At 67.1% G+C, this 17588-nt stretch carries 19 protein-coding genes and 1 tRNA gene; 10 read left to right on the plus strand and 10 right to left on the minus strand.

Annotated features, from left to right (window positions below):
- The first annotated feature begins 43 nt into the window (after window positions 1-43).
- Entirely contained in the window at window positions 44-637 is a 594-nt protein-coding gene (locus MBTS_RS04770) for a TetR/AcrR family transcriptional regulator (RefSeq protein WP_147830222.1), read from the plus strand.
- Window positions 638-643: 6 nt separating this feature from the next.
- Here the strand turns inward: MBTS_RS04770 and MBTS_RS04775 are convergent, their stop codons facing one another.
- A complete protein-coding gene (locus MBTS_RS04775; protein WP_192215196.1) occupies window positions 644-1543 on the minus strand; it encodes a histone deacetylase family protein in 900 nt (299 codons plus the stop codon).
- A 163-nt stretch (window positions 1544-1706) separates the two neighbouring features.
- On the opposite strand from MBTS_RS04775, the gene MBTS_RS04780 reads away from it, so the two are divergent.
- From MBTS_RS04780 to MBTS_RS04790, 3 genes are all read left to right on the plus strand, one after another.
- A complete protein-coding gene (locus MBTS_RS04780; protein WP_147829159.1) occupies window positions 1707-2867 on the plus strand; it encodes a ceramide glucosyltransferase in 1161 nt (386 codons plus the stop codon).
- A 96-nt stretch (window positions 2868-2963) separates the two neighbouring features.
- Entirely contained in the window at window positions 2964-4340 is a 1377-nt protein-coding gene (gene eat / locus MBTS_RS04785) for an ethanolamine permease (protein WP_147829157.1), read from the plus strand.
- A gap of 275 nt (window positions 4341-4615) precedes the next feature.
- Entirely contained in the window at window positions 4616-5314 is a 699-nt protein-coding gene (locus MBTS_RS04790) for a glutamine amidotransferase-related protein (RefSeq protein WP_147829155.1), read from the plus strand.
- 43 nt (window positions 5315-5357) lie between these two features.
- On the opposite strand, the gene MBTS_RS04795 is transcribed toward MBTS_RS04790, so the two are convergent.
- Window positions 5358-5444 (minus strand) — tRNA-Leu (locus MBTS_RS04795).
- A 143-nt stretch (window positions 5445-5587) separates the two neighbouring features.
- Here MBTS_RS04795 and MBTS_RS04800 point away from each other — a divergent pair.
- Window positions 5588-6169, plus strand: coding sequence for a YqaA family protein (locus MBTS_RS04800; RefSeq protein ID WP_018044975.1), 582 nt, complete (start codon window positions 5588-5590; stop codon window positions 6167-6169).
- Window positions 6166-6657: a disulfide bond formation protein B gene (locus tag MBTS_RS04805; protein ID WP_192215197.1), complete on the plus strand. Its 492-nt coding sequence runs from the start codon at window positions 6166-6168 to the stop codon at window positions 6655-6657. The genes MBTS_RS04800 and MBTS_RS04805 overlap by 4 nt, the downstream gene beginning before the upstream one ends.
- A gap of 18 nt (window positions 6658-6675) precedes the next feature.
- Here MBTS_RS04805 and MBTS_RS04810 read toward each other — a convergent pair whose 3' ends face one another.
- The 4 genes from MBTS_RS04810 to cpdR all read right to left on the minus strand — a co-directional run bounded on the left by MBTS_RS04810 (window position 6676) and on the right by cpdR (window position 8806).
- Window positions 6676-7161, minus strand: coding sequence for a DUF1178 family protein (locus tag MBTS_RS04810; protein WP_056140625.1), 486 nt, complete (start codon window positions 7159-7161; stop codon window positions 6676-6678).
- A 25-nt stretch (window positions 7162-7186) separates the two neighbouring features.
- A complete protein-coding gene (locus tag MBTS_RS04815; protein ID WP_056140622.1) occupies window positions 7187-8062 on the minus strand; it encodes a carbon-nitrogen hydrolase family protein in 876 nt (291 codons plus the stop codon).
- Window positions 8059-8331, minus strand: coding sequence for a glutaredoxin 3 (grxC, locus tag MBTS_RS04820; protein ID WP_056140619.1), 273 nt, complete (start codon window positions 8329-8331; stop codon window positions 8059-8061). Before grxC ends, MBTS_RS04815 begins: the two co-directional genes overlap by 4 nt.
- A 118-nt stretch (window positions 8332-8449) precedes the next feature.
- The gene (cpdR, locus tag MBTS_RS04825; RefSeq protein WP_003603128.1) at window positions 8450-8806 is read right to left on the minus strand and encodes a cell cycle two-component system response regulator CpdR; all 357 of its coding nucleotides are present in this window, start codon (window positions 8804-8806) and stop codon (window positions 8450-8452) included.
- A gap of 208 nt (window positions 8807-9014) precedes the next feature.
- On the opposite strand from cpdR, the gene MBTS_RS04830 reads away from it, so the two are divergent.
- Complete coding sequence (locus MBTS_RS04830; protein WP_147829151.1) at window positions 9015-9923, plus strand: N-formylglutamate amidohydrolase; 909 nt, start codon at window positions 9015-9017, stop codon at window positions 9921-9923.
- 324 nt (window positions 9924-10247) lie between these two features.
- Here the strand turns inward: MBTS_RS04830 and galU are convergent, their stop codons facing one another.
- Window positions 10248-11114 carry a UTP--glucose-1-phosphate uridylyltransferase GalU gene (galU, locus tag MBTS_RS04835; protein WP_026176136.1) on the minus strand — a complete coding sequence of 289 codons (867 nt, stop codon included), beginning with the start codon at window positions 11112-11114 and terminating at the stop codon, window positions 10248-10250.
- A 188-nt stretch (window positions 11115-11302) separates the two neighbouring features.
- Here galU and galE point away from each other — a divergent pair, with 188 nt between their 5' ends.
- The 3 genes from galE to MBTS_RS04850 all read left to right on the plus strand — a co-directional run bounded on the left by galE (window position 11303) and on the right by MBTS_RS04850 (window position 15294).
- Window positions 11303-12295: a UDP-glucose 4-epimerase GalE gene (gene galE / locus MBTS_RS04840; protein ID WP_192215198.1), complete on the plus strand. Its 993-nt coding sequence runs from the start codon at window positions 11303-11305 to the stop codon at window positions 12293-12295.
- Window positions 12292-13518, plus strand: a complete 1227-nt coding sequence (locus MBTS_RS04845; RefSeq protein ID WP_192215199.1) for a lytic murein transglycosylase — start codon at window positions 12292-12294, stop codon at window positions 13516-13518. The genes galE and MBTS_RS04845 overlap by 4 nt, the downstream gene beginning before the upstream one ends.
- A 405-nt stretch (window positions 13519-13923) precedes the next feature.
- Window positions 13924-15294 carry an SGNH/GDSL hydrolase family protein gene (locus MBTS_RS04850; RefSeq protein ID WP_147829175.1) on the plus strand — a complete coding sequence of 457 codons (1371 nt, stop codon included), beginning with the start codon at window positions 13924-13926 and terminating at the stop codon, window positions 15292-15294.
- 78 nt (window positions 15295-15372) lie between these two features.
- On the opposite strand, the gene MBTS_RS04855 is transcribed toward MBTS_RS04850, so the two are convergent.
- From MBTS_RS04855 to MBTS_RS04865, 3 genes are all read right to left on the minus strand, one after another.
- Window positions 15373-16806: a glutamate synthase subunit beta gene (locus MBTS_RS04855; RefSeq protein ID WP_147829147.1), complete on the minus strand. Its 1434-nt coding sequence runs from the start codon at window positions 16804-16806 to the stop codon at window positions 15373-15375.
- 72 nt (window positions 16807-16878) lie between these two features.
- Window positions 16879-17280 carry a type II toxin-antitoxin system VapC family toxin gene (locus tag MBTS_RS04860; protein WP_192215200.1) on the minus strand — a complete coding sequence of 134 codons (402 nt, stop codon included), beginning with the start codon at window positions 17278-17280 and terminating at the stop codon, window positions 16879-16881.
- Window positions 17280-17510, minus strand: a complete 231-nt coding sequence (locus MBTS_RS04865; protein ID WP_056140600.1) for an AbrB/MazE/SpoVT family DNA-binding domain-containing protein — start codon at window positions 17508-17510, stop codon at window positions 17280-17282. The genes MBTS_RS04860 and MBTS_RS04865 overlap by 1 nt, the downstream gene beginning before the upstream one ends.
- Window positions 17511-17588 lie beyond the last annotated feature (78 nt).

Genomic DNA, 17588 nt, shown 5'->3' on the forward strand with positions numbered 1-17588 from the left:
CGGTTATCTTACCGACCGTCCAGACGGTTTTTAGGGTGTGAACATGGCGAAGCCGCGCACACGGCGGGAGGATCGGCCGAGCGTCATCCTCGATGCGGCCGAGAGCCTGATCCGTCGCGCGGGCACGCGCACGCTGACCATCGACGCGGTGGCGGCGGAGGCGGGGCTGAGCAAGGGCGGGGTCCTCCACCATTTCTCCTCGAAGGAAGCGCTCATCACGGCCATGGCCGAGCGCAAGCTGAAGGAGGTCAAGGAGGGCATTGCCAAGCTCGAAGCGGAGCAGGTGCCGGGCCCCTCGGCCCTCCCCCTCGCGCTGATCGCCCATGCGAGGCAGGTCTATGCGGAGGAAGAGGGGTTCCCGCGGGCCTTCCTCCTGGCCTCGGCGGAGAATCCCGAGGCGTTCGCCGGATTCAACGTGTTCCTCCGCGAACGGCTCGCCGGCCTCGAGAAGATCGAGACCTGTCCGGGAATCGGTGCGGCTTTGGTTTTCTCGACGCTGGGGCTGCTGATCACCCGGACGCTGGGCTTCCATTCCATGGAGGGCGCGCAGTTGGAGCGGCTCTTCGACGGTCTCGAAAAGGTGGCACGCTGCGTGACCGAGGGCGAGATCCCGCCGGAAGCGTGCGGGACGCCCTGAGCGGCTTCACGCGAGGGCGGCCAGGGCCTGGAACACGATGGCATGGCGGGCGGCCAGGGCATCGATATCGGTGGCGTAGCCGCCGCCGATCACCGCCACGAGGGGAATGCGGCGCCGGCGCGCTTCTCCCACGACGAAGCGATCCCGTGCGGCGAGGCCCGCATCGGTGAGGGCCAGGCGCCCAAGCCTGTCGTCCACGTGCGGATCGACCCCGGCATTGTAGAATACGATGTCCGGCGAGAGCCCGTCGAGGAGGCCCGGCAGATGCGCGCCGAGGACGGCGGCGTAGGCCGCGTCGTCGACGCCGTCGACGAGGCCCACATCGAGGTCGCCGGGGATCTTGCGTGTCGGATAGTTCTTCTCGGCGTGGATCGAGAAGGTGAACAGGTCCGGCGAGCCGGCGAGACAATCGGCGGTGCCGTCGCCCTGGTGCACGTCGCAATCGACCACCAGCGCCCGGCGGATCGTGCCCTCGTCCTGGAGCGCCAGGGCGGCGACCGCGACGTCGTTGAACACGCAGAAGCCCGCGCCGGTCTCCCGCCGCGCATGGTGGCTGCCGCCGGCGGCGCTGCCGGCGAGGCCATGGACCAGCGCGAGCCGCGCTGCCGCGAGGGTGCCGCCCGCGGAGGCACAGGAGCGGGCGACGACGCTCTCGTCCACCGGAAGGCCGATCTCGCGCTCGATCTCCCGCGAGACCAAACAGGAGAGGACCGCATCGACGTAATTCGAGCGGTGCGCGCGGTTCAGCAGGGCCGCATCGGCGGGCTCCGGCCTGACGAAACCGGAAGGGGCGAGGCCGAGCGCCGCCAGCGTTTCGGCGAGGCGACCGTATTTCCGCATCGGGAACCGGTGCCCGTCCGGCAGGACGGCCTGATAGGCGGGGTGGACGACGATGGATGGAATCATGTCGCGTCGGCGATCTGCCACGTCTCGGTCACACCGGCCCCTTCCCTTCGACGAGGAGCCGATCGACTCCGCATTGCTGTCATACGACTGAAACAGCCTGCCTGTTACGGCCTCGGGCAGGGGCTGGTTCCGTCAGGCGGCGGATGCCCGGAGGGAGCACGGCATGATCGGCAGCATCGAGACCGGCGCGATCGTCGCGCTCTCGCTCTGTGCCGCGCTGACCCTGGTCAATTGTCTCAGCATCGCCATCGCCGCATGGCGCATCGGCCGCAACCGCGGCACGCCGAGCTTTCCCAGCGCCGCGCCGATCTCCCTCGTACGCCCGGTCTGCGGCCTCGAAGCGTTCAGTGAGGAGATGCTCGAGCGCGGCTTCCATCTCGCCCATCCGGATTACGAGCTGATCTTCTGCGTCGCCGACGGGCGCGATCCCATCGTCCCTCTGCTGCATCGCCTGATGGCGGCCCATCCGGCGGTGCCGGCTCGGCTCATCGTCGGCGACGAGCGGATCAGCGACAATCCCAAACTCAACAATTGCGTGCGCGGCTGGGAGGCGGCCCGCCACGACTGGGTGGTGCTCGCCGATTCCAACGTCCTGATGCCGCCGGACTACCTGCAGCGGCTGCAGGCCTCGTGGCGGCCGGATACGGGCCTCGTCTGCTCGACGCCCATCGGCGCACGGCCGCATGGTTTCTTCGCCGAACTGGAATGCGCCTTCCTCAATACGCTCCAGGCGCGTTGGCAATATACCGGCGAGAGTCTCGGCCTCGGCTTCGCGCAGGGCAAGAGCATGCTCTGGCACAAGCCGTTCCTCGACGGGCGGGGCGGCATCCGGGCGCTCGCCGCCGAGATCGCCGAGGATGCGGCGGCGACCAAGCTCGTGCGCGCGGCGGGCAAGCAAGTGCATCTCGTGGCCGCGCCCTTCGACCAGCCCCTCGGATTCCGGACGTTTCGTGAGGTCTGGTCGCGGCAGGTGCGCTGGGCGCGCCTGCGCCGGGTCACCTTCCCGCATTTCTTCGCGCCCGAGATCGGCTCGGGCGCGGTGCTTCCCTTCGCCATCGCGGCTCTCGCGGTCCCGGACGCTCCGGTCATGATCGGCGTCGTCGCCATGGCCATGCTCTGGTACGGGGCCGAGTATACGCTCGCCGCCCGCGCCGGGTGGCACCGCTCTCCCCGGCTCCTCCTCGCCTTCCTCCTGCGCGACGCGATCCTCCCCGTCATGTGGGCGAGCGCCTGGATGCAGAGCGCCATCGTCTGGCGCGGTAACGCCATGGACATCCGCCCCAAGGAGACGCCCCGCCTGCGCACCCGCGCCACGGCGGCGTGAGGCCGGATACGGGCTTCGCACGCCCTATTTCTCTTGCGGCAAAACTCTTGCTTGGCCATTCCCGACGGCAGCCTTCGCCGATGACGGGAACCCACCATGCAAAGCGAATCCACCGGCCTGCATAAGGGCCTGAACGCCTTCCATCTCTGGGGCATCGCCGTCGGCCTCGTGATCTCGGGCGAGTATTTCGGCTGGAGCTATGGCTGGGCCAGCGCCGGAACGCTCGGCTTCCTGGTGACCACGACCTTCATCGCGGCAATGTACGTCGCCTTCATCTTCAGCTTCACCGAGCTCACCACGGCCATTCCGCAGGCCGGCGGCCCCTTCGCCTATAGCCGGCGCGCCTTCGGGCCCATCGGCGGCTGCATCGCGGGCTACGCGACGTTGATCGAGTTCGTCTTCGCGCCCCCCGCCATCGCGCTCGCCATCGGGGCCTATCTCAACGTCCAGTTTCCGGGCCTCGACCCGAAACATGCGGCGCTCGGCGCCTACCTGATCTTCATGACCCTCAACATCGTCGGCGTGCAGATCGCCGCCACGTTCGAGCTGTTCGTGACCATCCTGGCGGTGGCCGAATTGCTGGTCTTCATGGGCGTCGTCGCCCCGGCCTTCAGCTTCTCCAATTTCGCCGCCCATGGCTGGGCCGGTGAATCCACATTCAGCCTCGCCGCAATCGGCGGCATGTTCGCGGCCATTCCCTTCGCCATCTGGTTCTTCCTCGCCATCGAGGGCGTCGCCATGGCGGCGGAAGAGGCCAAGGACCCCAAGCGCACGATCCCCATCGCCTATATCACCGGCGTCCTGACACTCACCGTCCTCGCCTTCGGCGTGATGATCTTCGCCGGCGGCTCGGGTGACTGGCGCACCCTGAGCAACCTCAACGACCCGCTGCCCCAGGCCATGAAGACGGTGGTGGGCGAGTCGAGCGGCTGGCTGCACATGCTGGTCTGGCTCGGCCTGTTCGGCCTCGTGGCGTCGTTCCACGGCATCATCATGGGCTATTCGCGCCAGATCTTCGCCCTCGGTCGCGCCGGCTACCTCCCCGGGTTCCTGGCCAAGGTGCACCCCCGCTTCCAGACCCCCCACGTGGCGACCGTGGCCGGCGGCCTCGTCGGCATCGCCGCCATCTACAGCGACAACCTCATCGAGATCGCGGGCCAGTCCCTCACCGCGAGCATCGTCACCATGGCGGTGTTCGGCGCGCTGGTGATGTACGGGATGAGCATGGCGGCCCTGTTCAAGCTGCGCCGCAGCGAGCCCGACCTCGCCCGTCCCTACCGAGCGCCGTTCTTCCCCGTCGCCCCCGCCTTCGCCCTGGCCATGGCCGGCATCTGCTTCATCGCCCTGGTCGTCTTCAACCCGATGATCTTCGCGATCTTCCTGGCCGTGATGGTGGTCGCGGTCGCCGCCTCGCACTTCCTGGCAAAGCCGGTGGAGACCGCTCCCGCCGCGACGCTCGATCCGGTCATCTGAGGAGCTAATTGAGACGTTTCTCCAATGCTTTACCTCATCCTGAGGTGCCGCGCAGCGGCCTCGAAGGAGCCTTCCAGGGATCGCTTTGGTTTCTGGAGGGCTCCTTCGAGGCCCTTTGCTCCAGCAAAGGGCACCTCAGGATGAGGCGGTCTGCTTGGACGATCGCCTTTGGCGGATGATCGACGTCGACATGAGTATTCGCTGAGAAATCCAATCAAGCAGGATCTGAGGGCATAGGGCTCGCATCGATCCCCTCTCTTGGCCATAAGGCGGCGATGAAGATTGGAATCATCGAGGCGGGCGCACCGCCCGCCCGCCTGGCCGAGACCTACCCGTCCTACGGCCGCATGGTGGAGAGGCTCCTCGGCGACCCTGCCGAGGTGACCACCTTCCCGGTGGCGGAGGGGCGGTTTCCCACCTCTCCCGAGGCGTTCGATGCGTTCGTCGTGACGGGATCGGCGGCGGGCGTCTATGACGACCTGCCGTGGATCGCGCCGCTCAAGAGCTTCCTGCGCGACCTCGACGGGCGCGCCAAGCTAGTCGGGCTCTGCTTCGGACACCAGATCCTGGCGGCGGCCTTCGGCGGCACGGTGGAGAAATCGGCCAAGGGCTGGGGCATCGGCCTCCACACCTATGACCTGTTCGAACGCGCGGACTGGATGGACGAGGCGACCCGCGTCTCGGTCCCGGCGATCCATCAGGATCAGGTCGTCGTTCCTCCGGCGGATGCCCGCATCCTCGGCGGCAACGCCTTCACGCCCTACGGCATCCTGTCCTACCCGCAACGCCGGGCGATCTCGTTCCAGGTCCATCCGGAATTCGAGACCGATTACGCCACGGATCTGATTGCCGGGCACCGGCCCGCTCTGCCCCACGACGAGGCGTTTCAGGCAGCCGCCGTCGCCTCGCTGCGCGGCGAGAGCGATGCTGCTCGCGTCGGCGGCTGGATCCGCCGTTTCCTGCAATCGAGATAGGGTTTGCCCGCCTCTGGCTCACGGGCCGCGTCGCAGGGGCGATTGGTGCGGGCGGTCGGAATCGAACCGACACTCTGTCACCAGAACCGGATTTTGAGTCCGGCGCGTCTACCAGTTCCACCACGCCCGCAACATCCGCCTCATGGCACAGGTTCGCCCGGACGGCCAGAGGGGTTTTGCGGGGAAACCTCGCCGCTACGGTTCCGGCTCGCAAGTCCGGCCAGGTTGTGCTCAAAGGGCCTCGCGCCCTCCCCTTTCGGATAGAAGCCCTTCATGATCCGCCGCCTCTACGAGTGGATACTCGCGCTCGCGGGCAAGCCGTCGGCCCCCTACGCACTCGGTGCGGTGGCGTTCGCGGAGAGCTCGTTCTTTCCGGTCCCGCCCGACGTGATGCTGGTGCCGATGGCGGTGAGCCGGCCCGACAAGGTCTGGTTCTACGCGACGATCACCACCCTGTCCTCGGTGGCCGGCGGGCTGCTCGGCTACGCCATCGGCGCCCTGCTCTACGATTCCATCGGGGTCTGGCTGTTCTCGCTCTATGGGCTGAACGAGAAGGCGGCGAGCTTCCAAGCCTCCTACGCCCAGTACGGGCATTGGGTGATCCTGCTGAAGGGGCTCACGCCGATCCCGTTCAAGCTGGTGACGATCACCTCGGGCTTCGCCCATTACGACCTGTTCTGGTTCGTCCTGCTCTCGCTCATCACCCGCGGGGCGCGCTTCTTCCTGCTCGCTGGGCTTCTGAAGCGCTACGGCGTATCCATTCGCGCCGTCCTCGACCGGCATCTGAATGTCGTCGCGGCCATCACGGTGGCCGTCGTCATCCTCGGCTTCGTCCTGTTCAAGGTGCTGCTGTGATCGATTACTCCACCCTTCTCCGTCTTCGCCGGGCTGCGCTGGCGGTCCTGATCGGCTCCGCACTGGCGATCGCGGGCGCCTTCTATTTTCAGTGGGTCCTCGGCTACGTGCCGTGCAAGCTCTGCCTGACGGAGCGCCTACCCTATTACGCGGCGATCCCGCTGGCCCTCCTGGCCCTGTTCACGCCCGAGCGCCTGACCCGGCTGATCCTCGGGATCGCCGCCCTCGGGCTGCTCTACGGGGCCGGCCTCAGCGTCTATCACGCGGGCGCCGAATGGGCGTTCTGGGCCGGCCCGTCCGATTGCGGCGGCGGCAGCGGCGCCAATCCCAGCGATGTGGGCGACTTCCTCGATACCCTGAAGGCGACGCGGGTCGCCGATTGCTCCACCGCCGCCTGGCGTTTCCTCGGCATCTCGCTGGCCGGCTGGAATGCGGCGATCACCTTCGCCCTGGCCTCCATCGCCGGGACGGCGGCCCTCAAGCGGTGACGAGACGGGGCCGACCTCTCAGTTGAGGTCGCCCGGCAGTGCGGGGAGCGGCGCCACGTCGATTCCCTCCTCCACCAGCGCGCGCGCCTCGGCGGGACTCGCTTCACCGTAGATCGGCCGGGACTCGGCCTCGCCGTAATGCATGCGGCGGGCTTCCTCGGGGAAACGGGGGCCGACATTGTCGGCCGTCCGGGTCACATGCTCGCGCATGGCACGCATCAGGGCGCGCAACTGCCGCTCCGGCTCGGCCATCACCGGCACGTCCGCCGAAGGCACGGCAACGGACGCGCTCGCAGGAGGTTCGACAGTCGAGCGGCTTCGGTCAGGCGACAATGCGACGGTCTTTGCCAGCGCTGGCGCCATCATGGCCTTCGCGACCTTGGTCGAGCCGCAGGCCAGACAGGCCACGAGACCGTCCGCCGCCTGAGCGTCGTAGGAATCGCTCGAGCGAAACCAGCCCTCGAAATCGTGTCCGTTCTCGCAGACGAGCGTGTAGCGGATCATGGGCGGGATCGGACCGGACGCATGCTCACCCGGCCCGCCCGACGCGCTCGACCGTGAAGGGGCGCGCGTGTTTGAGGGCGGGGATCCGCCCCCTCGCCTCGGTGACGCGGGCGAGGTCGATCTCGGCCAGGATCACGCCGGGCTCCGCCCCGCCGGCATCCGCCAGCACCTTGCCCCAGGGATCGACGATAATCGAATGGCCGTAGGTCTCGCGGCCGTCCTCGTGGCGACCGCCCTGGGCGGCCGAGATCATGAACGATCCGGTCTCGATGGCGCGGGCGCGGTGGAGCACATGCCAATGCGCCTCGCCCGTCTGCTTGGTGAAACAGGCCGGCGCGCTGAGGATCGTCGCCCCGGCTTCCGCCAGAGCCCGGTACAGGGCGGGGAAACGCAGATCGTAGCAGATCGCGATTCCGAGCGGCGCCCACGGCGTCTCGGCGACGACCGCGCAGGCGCCGCCGGTATAGGTGTTGGATTCGCGCCAGCGCTCGCCGTTGGGAAGGTCCACGTCGTAGAGGTGGAGCTTGTCGTAGGACGCGGTGATCGCGCCTTCCGCATCGATGAGGAAGGCGCGGTTCGCGATCTTGTCGCCGTTCCGCACGGCCAGCGAGCCGATATGGACGACGATGCCGCGCTCGCGGGCCACATCGCGCAGGGCGGCGAGGGTCACGTCCTCGTCCTGCTCGCGCACGTTGGCGAACAGGCTGGCTTTGTCCCGCTCCACCAGGGAGGTCATTTCCGGCGTCTGGACGTAGTCCGCCCCCTGGGACGCCGCCTCTCGCACCAGGGCGACGGCGGCATCGCGGTTGGCGAGGGGATCGCGCCCGGACCGCATCTGGACGCAGGCCGCGACGAAGCGGGGCTCCGTCTTGCTCTGTTCCGTCGATGACGCGTCGCTCATGATTGCACTGCCGGCGCCGACAGGAGCGGGTCGAGCTTTCCCGACCGGTCGAGGGCATAGAGGTCGTCGCAACCACCCACATGCGTCTCGCCGATGAAGATCTGCGGCACACTGGTCCGGCCGCCGGCACGCTGGGTCATGGCGAGGCGCGAGCCCGCGATCTTCTCGACGTCGATCTCGGTGAAGGAAGCGCCCTTCTCCCGCAGCAAGGTCTTGGCGGCGGTGCAATAAGGGCACCAGGCTGTCGTATAGATGGTCACCGGAGGCATGGTTTGCTGACGTCCCGCTTCGCTCCCCTCAGCATATAGGGGAACGGCGGTCACCTTCCTACCGACAAGACACCGTCCTGTTACAAAGCCGTCGTCGGGCCGGGGATCACGTCCCGACTCAGGCGGCCAGCAGCTTCTCGACCTCATTGACGAGATCGCGCAGGTGGAAAGGCTTGGACAGGACCTTCGCGTCCTTCGGAGCCTTCGAATCGGGGTTGAGGGCCACCGCCGCGAAACCCGTGATGAACATCACCTTGATGTCCGGATCGAGTTCGGTGGCGCGGCGGGCGAGCTCGATCCCGTCCATTTCCGGCATCACGATATCGGTGAGGAGCAGCTCGAAAGGCTCCTCCCGCAGGCGGTTATAGGCCGACAGGCCGTTATCGAACGACAGCACGTCATAGCCGGCATTCTGCAACGCCTTGGCCAGGAACCGGCGCATGTCGTTGTCGTCTTCGGCCAGGAGGATCTTCATCTGTCGGTGTCCCGCACCCGTGAGTCGCTGAGTTCATTTCATAAAGCGCAGACTTGGTAAACAAGGTGTTGAGATTGGTGGCCGGGCCACGTGCACAGGGGCACACCGTTCGTTTCACCTCAGGTCGTGTCACAGTGGACACCACCCTCCGCGCACCGCAAAGTGCGGTCATGCGTTTCCCCGTCAGCCCCTGGGCGCCCACGCCGCGATGACCGAGCCGAGCCTCCGCCGGGATGCAGCGAATCCAGGAGATTTCGCGCCACCCTTCGCCATCGACGAACCGAGGGAGCACACGCTTCCGTTCGTGTTCAACACGCCTCATTCCGGTGCGGTCTACCCGAAGGCCTTCCTGGCGGCGTCGCGCCTCGACCCGTTGGCGCTCCGGCGCTCGGAGGACGCCTATGTCGACAGGCTGTTCGCGCCGGTGGTCGATCTCGGTGCGCCGCTGATGCGCGCGAACTTCCCGCGGGCCTATCTCGACGTGAATCGCGAGCCCTACGAACTCGACCCACGCATGTTCGACGGACGCCTCCCGCCCTTCGCCAACACCCGGTCCATGCGGGTGGCCGGCGGCCTCGGCACGGTGCCGAGGGTGGTCGCCGACGGCCAGGAAATCTACCGCGGCCGGTTTCCCGTCGAGGAGGCGGTCGCGCGGATCGAGGAACTCTACAAGCCGTATCACCGCACCCTGCGCGGTCTCGTTCAGCGCACGGCCCGCGTCTTCGGCCACGCCATCCTCATCGATTGCCACTCGATGCCGTCATCGAGCCTGCTGCGCGAGGAGGATTCGAAGGCCGATTTCGTTCTGGGCGACAGGTTCGGAACGAGCTGCACCCCAGCCCTGATCGCGGCGTTCGAATATCATTTGCACGCGCGCGGCTTCCGCACCCTGCGTAACAAGCCCTATGCGGGCGGCTTCATCACCGAGCATTACGGCGAGCCGAATATCGGCCGTCACGCGCTCCAGATCGAGATCAATCGCGGTCTCTACATGAACGAGGCCACCCTCGCGGTCACGCAGGGCTTCGCCGATCTGGTCTGGATGCTGCGCGAGGTGGTGAAGGCGGTCGCGGAGGAGATGGACAGCCTCACGCCGCGCAGAATGGCGGCCGAATAGGCCCCGGCTTTCTGCCCCCGTCCATCCAGGGTTCGAGCGCGCCTGAACGGCTGCACTGAGCCCGACCCCACCGAAGCCCAACCCCACCGAAGAATGGATCGCCCAAGAAAAAAGGCCGCTCCGAAGAGCGGCCCGAAGTCTAGGGAGGAAACGCCCAAGAAGGGCTGCGGGACCGCGACGCCATCGCGATCTCGCAATGCACAAAGTAAAGTGCGTCGCACAAAACGCAAGAGTGTTTCGCCGTCGAAAGGCTGCACACCGCGCATGCCCCGCCCGCGTCCGCTGCACCATACGGCGCAGCTTGCAGGTCTCCTCCGTTTTACCTCACGATTCGCTGAGCAGACGGGCGATTTCGGCTTTCAGCGGCTCGGCCAGATCCTTGCGCTCGAGCGCGTAGGCGATGTTCGCGGTGAGGAAGCCGAGCTTGGAGCCGGTATCGTAGGTCCGGCCCTCGTAGCGCATGCCGAAGAAGGATTGCTTCTCGGCGAGTTTGATCATGGCGTCGGTGAGCTGGATCTCGCCGCCGGCACCCTTCTCGCCATGCTCCAGGATCGAGAAGATCTCCGGCTGGAGGATGTAACGCCCGGAAATGATGAAGTTCGACGGGGCGGTGCCCTGTTTGGGCTTCTCGATCATGCCGTTGATCTCGAAGGTCTGCCCGTAGGTCTCGCCGACGCCGACGATGCCGTACTGGTGCGTCTCTTCGGGCTTCACCTCTTCCACGGCGATGACGTTGCCGCCATGGCGCTCGTAGGCCGAGAGCATCTGCTGCATGCAGCCCTTGCTCAGCATGTCGGGCAGCAGCACCGCGAAGGGCTCGTCGCCGACGATCTCGCGGGCGCACCAGACCGCATGGCCGAGGCCGAGGGGGGCCTGCTGGCGGGTGAAGCTCGTCTGCCCGGCGGCCGGGAGATCACGCTTCAACTCCTCGTAGATCGCTTCCTTGCCGCGCTCCTGCAGCATGCGGTCGAGTTCGAAGGCGATGTCGAAATGGTCCTCGATCACGGCCTTGCCGCGGCCGGTGACGAAGATGAAATGCTCGATTCCGGCCTCGCGCGCCTCGTCCACCACATGCTGGACGACCGGCCGGTCGACCACGGTGAGCATTTCCTTCGGGACGGCCTTGGTGGCGGGCAGGAAGCGGGTACCCAACCCTGCGACAGGCAGGACGGCTTTACGAATCGGTTTCATCAAGCGGGACCCGGTCTCTTAAAATGCGGTGGGAACAACCCGGAGGCGGAGGACGATAGCACGTTGTCGCGATCTCGCGAGCAAGAACAAAACCATTTCCACCCCCGACTCAGCCTAACGCGCCGCATGATCACACGGAGGGTTTGAGGTATATCTTCCGCGAAGTCGGCGGGAATGGAAGTGGGGCCATGGCGATTCTGGTGACGGGCGGCGCGGGATATATTGGCAGCCACATGGTTTTGGCGCTGCTGGATGCCGGCCATGAGGACGTCGTCGTCATCGATAATCTGTCCACCGGTTTCGACTGGGTGCTCCCCCCCGAAGTGACCCTCGTGGTGGGCGACGTGGCGGATCAGGCCCTGGTGAAGCGGGTCATCGCCGAGCACGGAATCGACGTGCTGGCGCATTTCGCCGCCAAGATCGTGGTGCCGGAATCGGTGGCGGACCCGCTCGGCTACTATCTGGCGAACACGGTCAAGACCCGGGCGCTCATCGAGGCCGCCGTCGCGGGTGGGGTGAAGCACGTCATCTTCTCCTCCACAGCCGCCGTCTACGGCGAGCCCGAGATCGTCCCGGTACCGGAGGACCTCGTGGCCGCGCCGATCAACCCCTACGGCCGCTCGAAACTGATGAGCGAGTGGATGATCGCCGACGCGGCCAAGGCCCACGGCTTCAGCTACGTCATCCTGCGCTATTTCAACGTCGCCGGGGCCGATCCGCGCGGGCGCAGCGGCCAATCCGCAAGCGACGCCACCCACCTGATCAAGGTGGCCACTCAGGCGGCACTCGGCCGGCGCACCCATCTCAATGTGTTCGGCACGGACTACCCCACCCCCGACGGCTCGTGCCTGCGCGACTACATCCAGGTGTCCGACCTCGCCGATGCCCATTGCGTGGCGATCGCGCATCTGCGCTCGGGCGGCGAGAGCAAGACGCTCAATTGCGGCTACGGGCGCGGCTATTCGGTCCTCCAGGTGATCGAGGTGGTGAAGCGCATGTCGGGCCGCGACTTCGAGGTGAGGCTGGCGCCGCGCAGGCCCGGCGACCCGGCGCAGATCGTGGCGAAGGCCGACCGGATCCGCGACGAATTGGGATGGCGCCCGCGCCATGACGACCTCGATGGGATCGTGGCCCAGGCCCTCGCATGGGAAGAGTCGCTGGCCCGGCGCAACCGCCTATGACAACGCTCCTTCGCGCCGCCCTCGCCCTCTGCGTCCTGTTGGCGACCGAGAGCAGGGCACAGGACGCTGTCCGGGTCCCCGCAACCGCGAAACCCGACATTGCGGCCAACGCATCGTTCCGCAGCTTCATCGATGCCCTGCGGCCCGATGCGGAGGCACGTGGGGTCAGCGCGGCGACCTTCGATGCGGCCTTCCGCGGAGTCTCCTCCCCCGACCCCGGCATTCTCGCCAAAACCACCGCTCAAGGGGAGTTCGGACGCCCCGTCTGGGACTATCTCGTCGGTGCGGTGTCGACCGGGCGGATCGCCAAGGGGCGATCCCAGGCGGCGCGTCTCTCCGGCACCCTGTCGGCGATCGAAGCGCGCACCGGCGTGCCCCGCTGGATCATCCTCGCCTTCTGGGGGGTCGAGTCGGATTTCGGGGCGAGCGGCGGGACCGTCCCGACCATCCGCGCCCTGGCGACCCTGGCCCAGGCGCGCTTTCGCGGGGCGCTGTTTCGCAACGAACTCCTCGACGCCCTGACCATCCTTCAGCGCGGCGACATCGCGCCGGAGGCGATGAAGGGATCCTGGGCCGGCGCCATGGGCCAAACCCAGTTCCTTCCGTCGACCTTCCTCAAACATGCGGTGGATTTCGACGGAGATGGCCACCGCGACATCTGGCGCTCCGAGGCCGATGCCCTTGCCTCCATCGCCGGTTATCTTCAAACGCTCGGCTGGAACCGCGACCTGTCTTGGGGCTACGCCGTGACGCTTCCCGGCGGTTTCGACCTGACGAAGTATCGCGCAGACCTGTCGGATTTCGCGAAGCGCGGCGTTCGCAGGATCGATGGCGAGGCCCTGCCGGCATCGGGAGCGGCGAGCCTGTTCCTGCCCGGCGGTTCGGGCGGCCCGGTCTTCCTGATCACCGACAATTTCGAGGTCATCCGGGGCTACAATACCTCGGATTCCTACGCGCTCGCCGTCGGGCACCTCGCCGACCGGCTCGCCGGCGGGCCGGCCTTGGCGGCGCCCTGGCCGACAGGCGCGGCTCGCCTCGACAAACCGGGCCTGCAGGCACTGCAGAAGGGCCTCGCTACCCGAAACCTCTATGCCGGCGACGCCGACGGCCGCGCCGGACCGAAGCTGCGCGAAGCGGTCCGCCAGTATCAGATCAAGGAAGGTCTCGTGGCCGACGGCTATGCCACGCCCGCTCTCCTCGAACATATCACGGCGCGCCCGTGACTCCTGTCATACGAAGCATCTTGCTACTCAAGGGGGATACCGGCGACGGGGGACCTGACGAGGTGGCTCGAATTGAGTTTGCCTCGACGATCCAAGACCTTACCTCATCCTGAGGCGCCGCGAAGCGGCCTCGAAGGAGCCCTCTAAGGATCGCATCAGTCTCTGGAACCCTCCTTCGAGGCCCTTCGCCGAGGCGAAAGGCACCTCAGGATGAGGTGGTCGGATCGGAAGACCCGATCGATCCCGATCATCCGCTGAAAGGTTCGATCGAACGCCCGCTTAGACGCGGGGCGGATCGTCGGATAGGATGGCATTGTCTCGTCCTTCGACGATCAGCAGGCAGGTCGCAGCGTGGCATCAAGGACCGTCAAGACCGTACCGAACGGGGCGACCATCGCGGGACGGGTGAAGGACGCCGTTCGTCGCGCCTGCCTCCTCGCTCTGTTCGCGACGCCCCCGCTGTTCTCGTCGAGCCCGTCCGCCGTGGCCCAATGGGGGGATTCCTACGATACCCCTCGCGGCGATTCCTACTACGCGCCGCGCCGCCGCCCCCGCGAGGAGGGTGATTACGGCGCACGCCAGGCCAATCGGCGCTACACCCCTCCCCCTCAGGAGGCACCGCGCCAGTTCTACTGGCCCTGGGAGGATCGTCCTCAGCAGGTTCAGCCGACCCCCGCGCCCGTGCCATCGGCCCGACCCACCCGGCCGCGGCCGCCGACCATCGGGGAGAGCCAGCGCTCCTACACGAAGCGGCCGCGTCCCGCTCCGGTGATCGCCCAGCCGAAGCCGGTCCAGCCCAAGGCGGAGCCGTCGATCCGCATCGCGGTGTTCGGCGATTCGCTGGCGAGCTATCTCGGACGCGGCCTCGACGACGTGTTCGAGGACAATGCCGATGTGGCGATCCTCGACCGCTCGAAGGCCGATAGCGGCCTCGTCCGGAAGGACGTGGTCGACTGGCCCAAGGCCGCGGAGGATTTCCTCAAGACGAGCCCGAAGGTCGCCTACGCCGTGGTGATGCTGGGCGCGAACGACCGGCAGCCCATCCGCGAGGGGACGGAGAATGTCGACCCGGGGACGGAGCGCTGGCGTGAGATCTACCGCGACCGCGTGGACGCCCTGGCCAAGGTCTTCGCCAGCCAGAAGATCCCCTTCATCTGGGTAGGCGCGCCCCCCATGCGCAGCGAGCCACTGACGAAAGACATCGCGTCGATCAACGACCTGATCCGTGACCGGGTCGCCAAGGCGGGCGGGACTTATGTCGACATCTGGCCGGGCTTCGTCGACGACCGCAACCGCTTCACCATGACCGGCCCCGACCTGGAAGGGCAGGAAGCCAAGCTGCGGACGTCGGACGGCGTGCATTTCACCAAGGCGGGCGCCCGCAAGGTCGCGCATTTCGCCGACGTGGAACTCAAGCGTCTCATGGGCACGAACCCCACGGAAGCGCCAGCCGTCGCGCCCGTGGCGACCGTCCCCGGCCCCCTCCTCGATGGCGAGGCGCCGAAGCTCGACGATACCGCCGCGATCGATCGCCAGATCACCGCGATGCTGCCGAGCCTGCCGGAGCCTCCGGGCATCCCCGCCTTGCCGGTGAAGCCCGCGTTCGGCCCGGTCATTCCCCTCGGCCGCGCCGAAGTGACCCCCGGCGGCACGCTCATCAGCGGACGGCCGCGCGATGGCGACGCATCGGGGAACGTCGAGCGGGTGCTTCAGCGCGGCTCGGCGCCGATGCCCCAGCCGGGCCGGGCCGACGATTTCAAATGGCCGCCGGGCTGAGCCCGGCGTGGCGGCACTGAGTTCGAGAAGAGATCAAGTCGCCGGGGCCTGACATAAAGCCGGCCCCGGATTGCTACTTCAGCGCGGCAGGACGCTCGATCCCATCAGCGCCTCGTCGATGGAGCGCGCCGCCTGGCGGCCTTCACGGATCGCCCAGACCACGAGGGACTGCCCACGGCGCATGTCGCCGGCGGCATAGATCTTCTCGTTGGACGTCCGGTAATCGAGTTCGTTGGCGGTGACGTTGCCGCGCTTGTCCATGACGACACCGGACTCCTCGAGCAGGCCCTTGCGGACCGAACCGGCGAAACCGATGGCGAGGAACACCAGATCGGCCGGCAGGGTGAACTCACCGCCGGGAACGGGCTGGCGCTTCTCATCCACACGGGTGCAGACCACGCCGGTGAGCTTGCCCTTCTTGTTGCCTTCCAGGCGCAGGGTGGCGGCCTGGAACTCGCGCTCGGCGCCCTCCGCCTGGCTCGACGAGGTCCGCATCTTGGTCGGCCAATAGGGCCAGACCGAGAGCTTGTCCTCGCGCTCCGGCGGACGCGGCCGGATGTCGAGCTGCGTCACCGAGAGAGCGCCCTGGCGGAAGGAGGTGCCGACGCAATCCGACGCCGTATCGCCGCCGCCGATCACGACGACGTTCTTCGCGGTGGCGAGGATCGGCAATTCGCCGTTGCCCGGCATCGGCTCGGCGCCGACCCGGCGGTTCGACTGGACGAGGAACGGCATCGCGTAGTGCACGCCGGCGAGCTCCTGGCCGGGAAGCTGCGGGTTGCGCGGGTCTTCGGCGCCGCCGGCGAAGAGCACGGCGTCGAACTCGGCGGTGAGTTCGTCGAGCGGCTTCGTCACGCCGACATTGACGCCGTAATGGAAGGTCACGCCCTCCGCTTCCATCTGCTTCACGCGCCGGTCGATATGGCGCTTCTCCATCTTGAAGTCGGGGATGCCGTAGCGCAGCAGACCGCCGGCCTTCGGCTCACGCTCGAAGACATGGACGTCGTGGCCGACACGGGCGAGCTGCTGCGCAGCGGCCATGCCCGCCGGCCCCGAGCCGATGACAGCGACCTTCTTGCCGGTGCGGGTGGTGGGGATTTCCGGCTTCACCCAGCCGTTGTTCCAGGCACGGTCGGCGATGGCCTGCTCGATCGTCTTGATGGCGACGGGCTGGTTCTCGAGGTTGAGGGTGCAGGCCTCCTCACACGGCGCGGGGCAGACGCGGCCGGTGAATTCCGGGAAATTGTTGGTGGAGTGGAGGTTGCGCGCGGCCTCCTCCCAATCCGACTGGAAGACGAGCTCGTTCCAGTCCGGGATCTGGTTGTGCACGGGGCAGCCGGTCGGCCCATGGCAGAACGGGATGCCGCAATCCATGCAGCGCGCCGCCTGCTTCTTCAGGTCGTGCTCGTCGAGGGGCAGCGTGAACTCGCGGAAGTGCCGCACGCGGTCGGCTGCGAGCTGATACTTCTGCTCCTGCCGGTCGAACTCGAGGAAACCCGTGATCTTGCCCATGACCTAAAGCCCCACTCACCCAAAGCGCTCCGCACGAAGCGGAGACCGATTCTTCTTTCGCGAGCGAGCTCGCTACGGTCTTAACCAGTTCTCGACGTCGAGCATCGGCACCCGCGAGAACTCACCGACATTGTCCGTCACCAATACACTGCCATCGCAAATCGCGTGCGACGCGATCAGCAGGTCGTTCGCTCCGATCGGTGTTCCAGCCGCTTCGAGAAGTCGGCGCAGTTCGCCATAGGTGTGATCGACGGGCACGGAGAGGGATGCGACGGTGATCGCACCCAAAACCGCATCCACCTGCCGGGTCAGGCGTTCGGATCCTTTCTTGGCGGCACCGAAACGCAGTTCCGAGGCCACCACCACACTCGTGTAGACGTTCGACTCCCCGACCCGCGCAATCGTCTCTCGCAGGAGCCCGTTGGGAGCGCGAACGAGGGCCGACAGGATGTTCGTGTCGAGCAGGAAGCGCACTAGAGATCGACCGGCTCCGGAAGTCGGTCCTCGATCTCGGGCCACGCGTCGTCCAGAGGCATGAGGCGCGAAAGGGTCGACAGGAGGGAAAGCTGTCCGACGGCTTCGAGCGTCAGACGGCCGGCCTCCAAGCGAAGGATCGCCTCGTCGCCGGGCAGAGCGAACTCATCCGGGAGCCGGATGGTCTGCTCGTGCCCCTCGCGATGAAGCTTGATCCTCCGTTCGATCATGTATCCCTTCTCCTCAGACACGGTCCGACGCGGGACGAGCGTCCGCATCGATCCCCTCGACGACGTCGGATCGGAACC

The sequence above is a fragment of the Methylobacterium bullatum genome, assembly GCF_014845095.1.
Classification (GTDB): Bacteria; Pseudomonadota; Alphaproteobacteria; order Rhizobiales; family Beijerinckiaceae; genus Methylobacterium; species Methylobacterium bullatum.

Coding starts and splice junctions, on each gene's coding strand:
- MBTS_RS04770 (WP_147830222.1), top strand. CDS start 44: ATGGCGAAGCCGCGCACACGGCGGGAGGATCGGCCGAGCGTCATCCTC.
- MBTS_RS04775 (WP_192215196.1), bottom strand. CDS start 1,543: ATGATTCCATCCATCGTCGTCCACCCCGCCTATCAGGCCGTCCTGCCG.
- MBTS_RS04780 (WP_147829159.1), top strand. CDS start 1,707: ATGATCGGCAGCATCGAGACCGGCGCGATCGTCGCGCTCTCGCTCTGT.
- eat (WP_147829157.1), top strand. CDS start 2,964: ATGCAAAGCGAATCCACCGGCCTGCATAAGGGCCTGAACGCCTTCCAT.
- MBTS_RS04790 (WP_147829155.1), top strand. CDS start 4,616: ATGAAGATTGGAATCATCGAGGCGGGCGCACCGCCCGCCCGCCTGGCC.
- MBTS_RS04800 (WP_018044975.1), top strand. CDS start 5,588: ATGATCCGCCGCCTCTACGAGTGGATACTCGCGCTCGCGGGCAAGCCG.
- MBTS_RS04810 (WP_056140625.1), bottom strand. CDS start 7,161: ATGATCCGCTACACGCTCGTCTGCGAGAACGGACACGATTTCGAGGGC.
- MBTS_RS04815 (WP_056140622.1), bottom strand. CDS start 8,062: ATGAGCGACGCGTCATCGACGGAACAGAGCAAGACGGAGCCCCGCTTC.
- grxC (WP_056140619.1), bottom strand. CDS start 8,331: ATGCCTCCGGTGACCATCTATACGACAGCCTGGTGCCCTTATTGCACC.
- cpdR (WP_003603128.1), bottom strand. CDS start 8,806: ATGAAGATCCTCCTGGCCGAAGACGACAACGACATGCGCCGGTTCCTG.
- MBTS_RS04830 (WP_147829151.1), top strand. CDS start 9,015: ATGACCGAGCCGAGCCTCCGCCGGGATGCAGCGAATCCAGGAGATTTC.
- galU (WP_026176136.1), bottom strand. CDS start 11,114: ATGAAACCGATTCGTAAAGCCGTCCTGCCTGTCGCAGGGTTGGGTACC.
- galE (WP_192215198.1), top strand. CDS start 11,303: ATGGCGATTCTGGTGACGGGCGGCGCGGGATATATTGGCAGCCACATG.
- MBTS_RS04845 (WP_192215199.1), top strand. CDS start 12,292: ATGACAACGCTCCTTCGCGCCGCCCTCGCCCTCTGCGTCCTGTTGGCG.
- MBTS_RS04855 (WP_147829147.1), bottom strand. CDS start 16,806: ATGGGCAAGATCACGGGTTTCCTCGAGTTCGACCGGCAGGAGCAGAAG.
- MBTS_RS04865 (WP_056140600.1), bottom strand. CDS start 17,510: ATGATCGAACGGAGGATCAAGCTTCATCGCGAGGGGCACGAGCAGACC.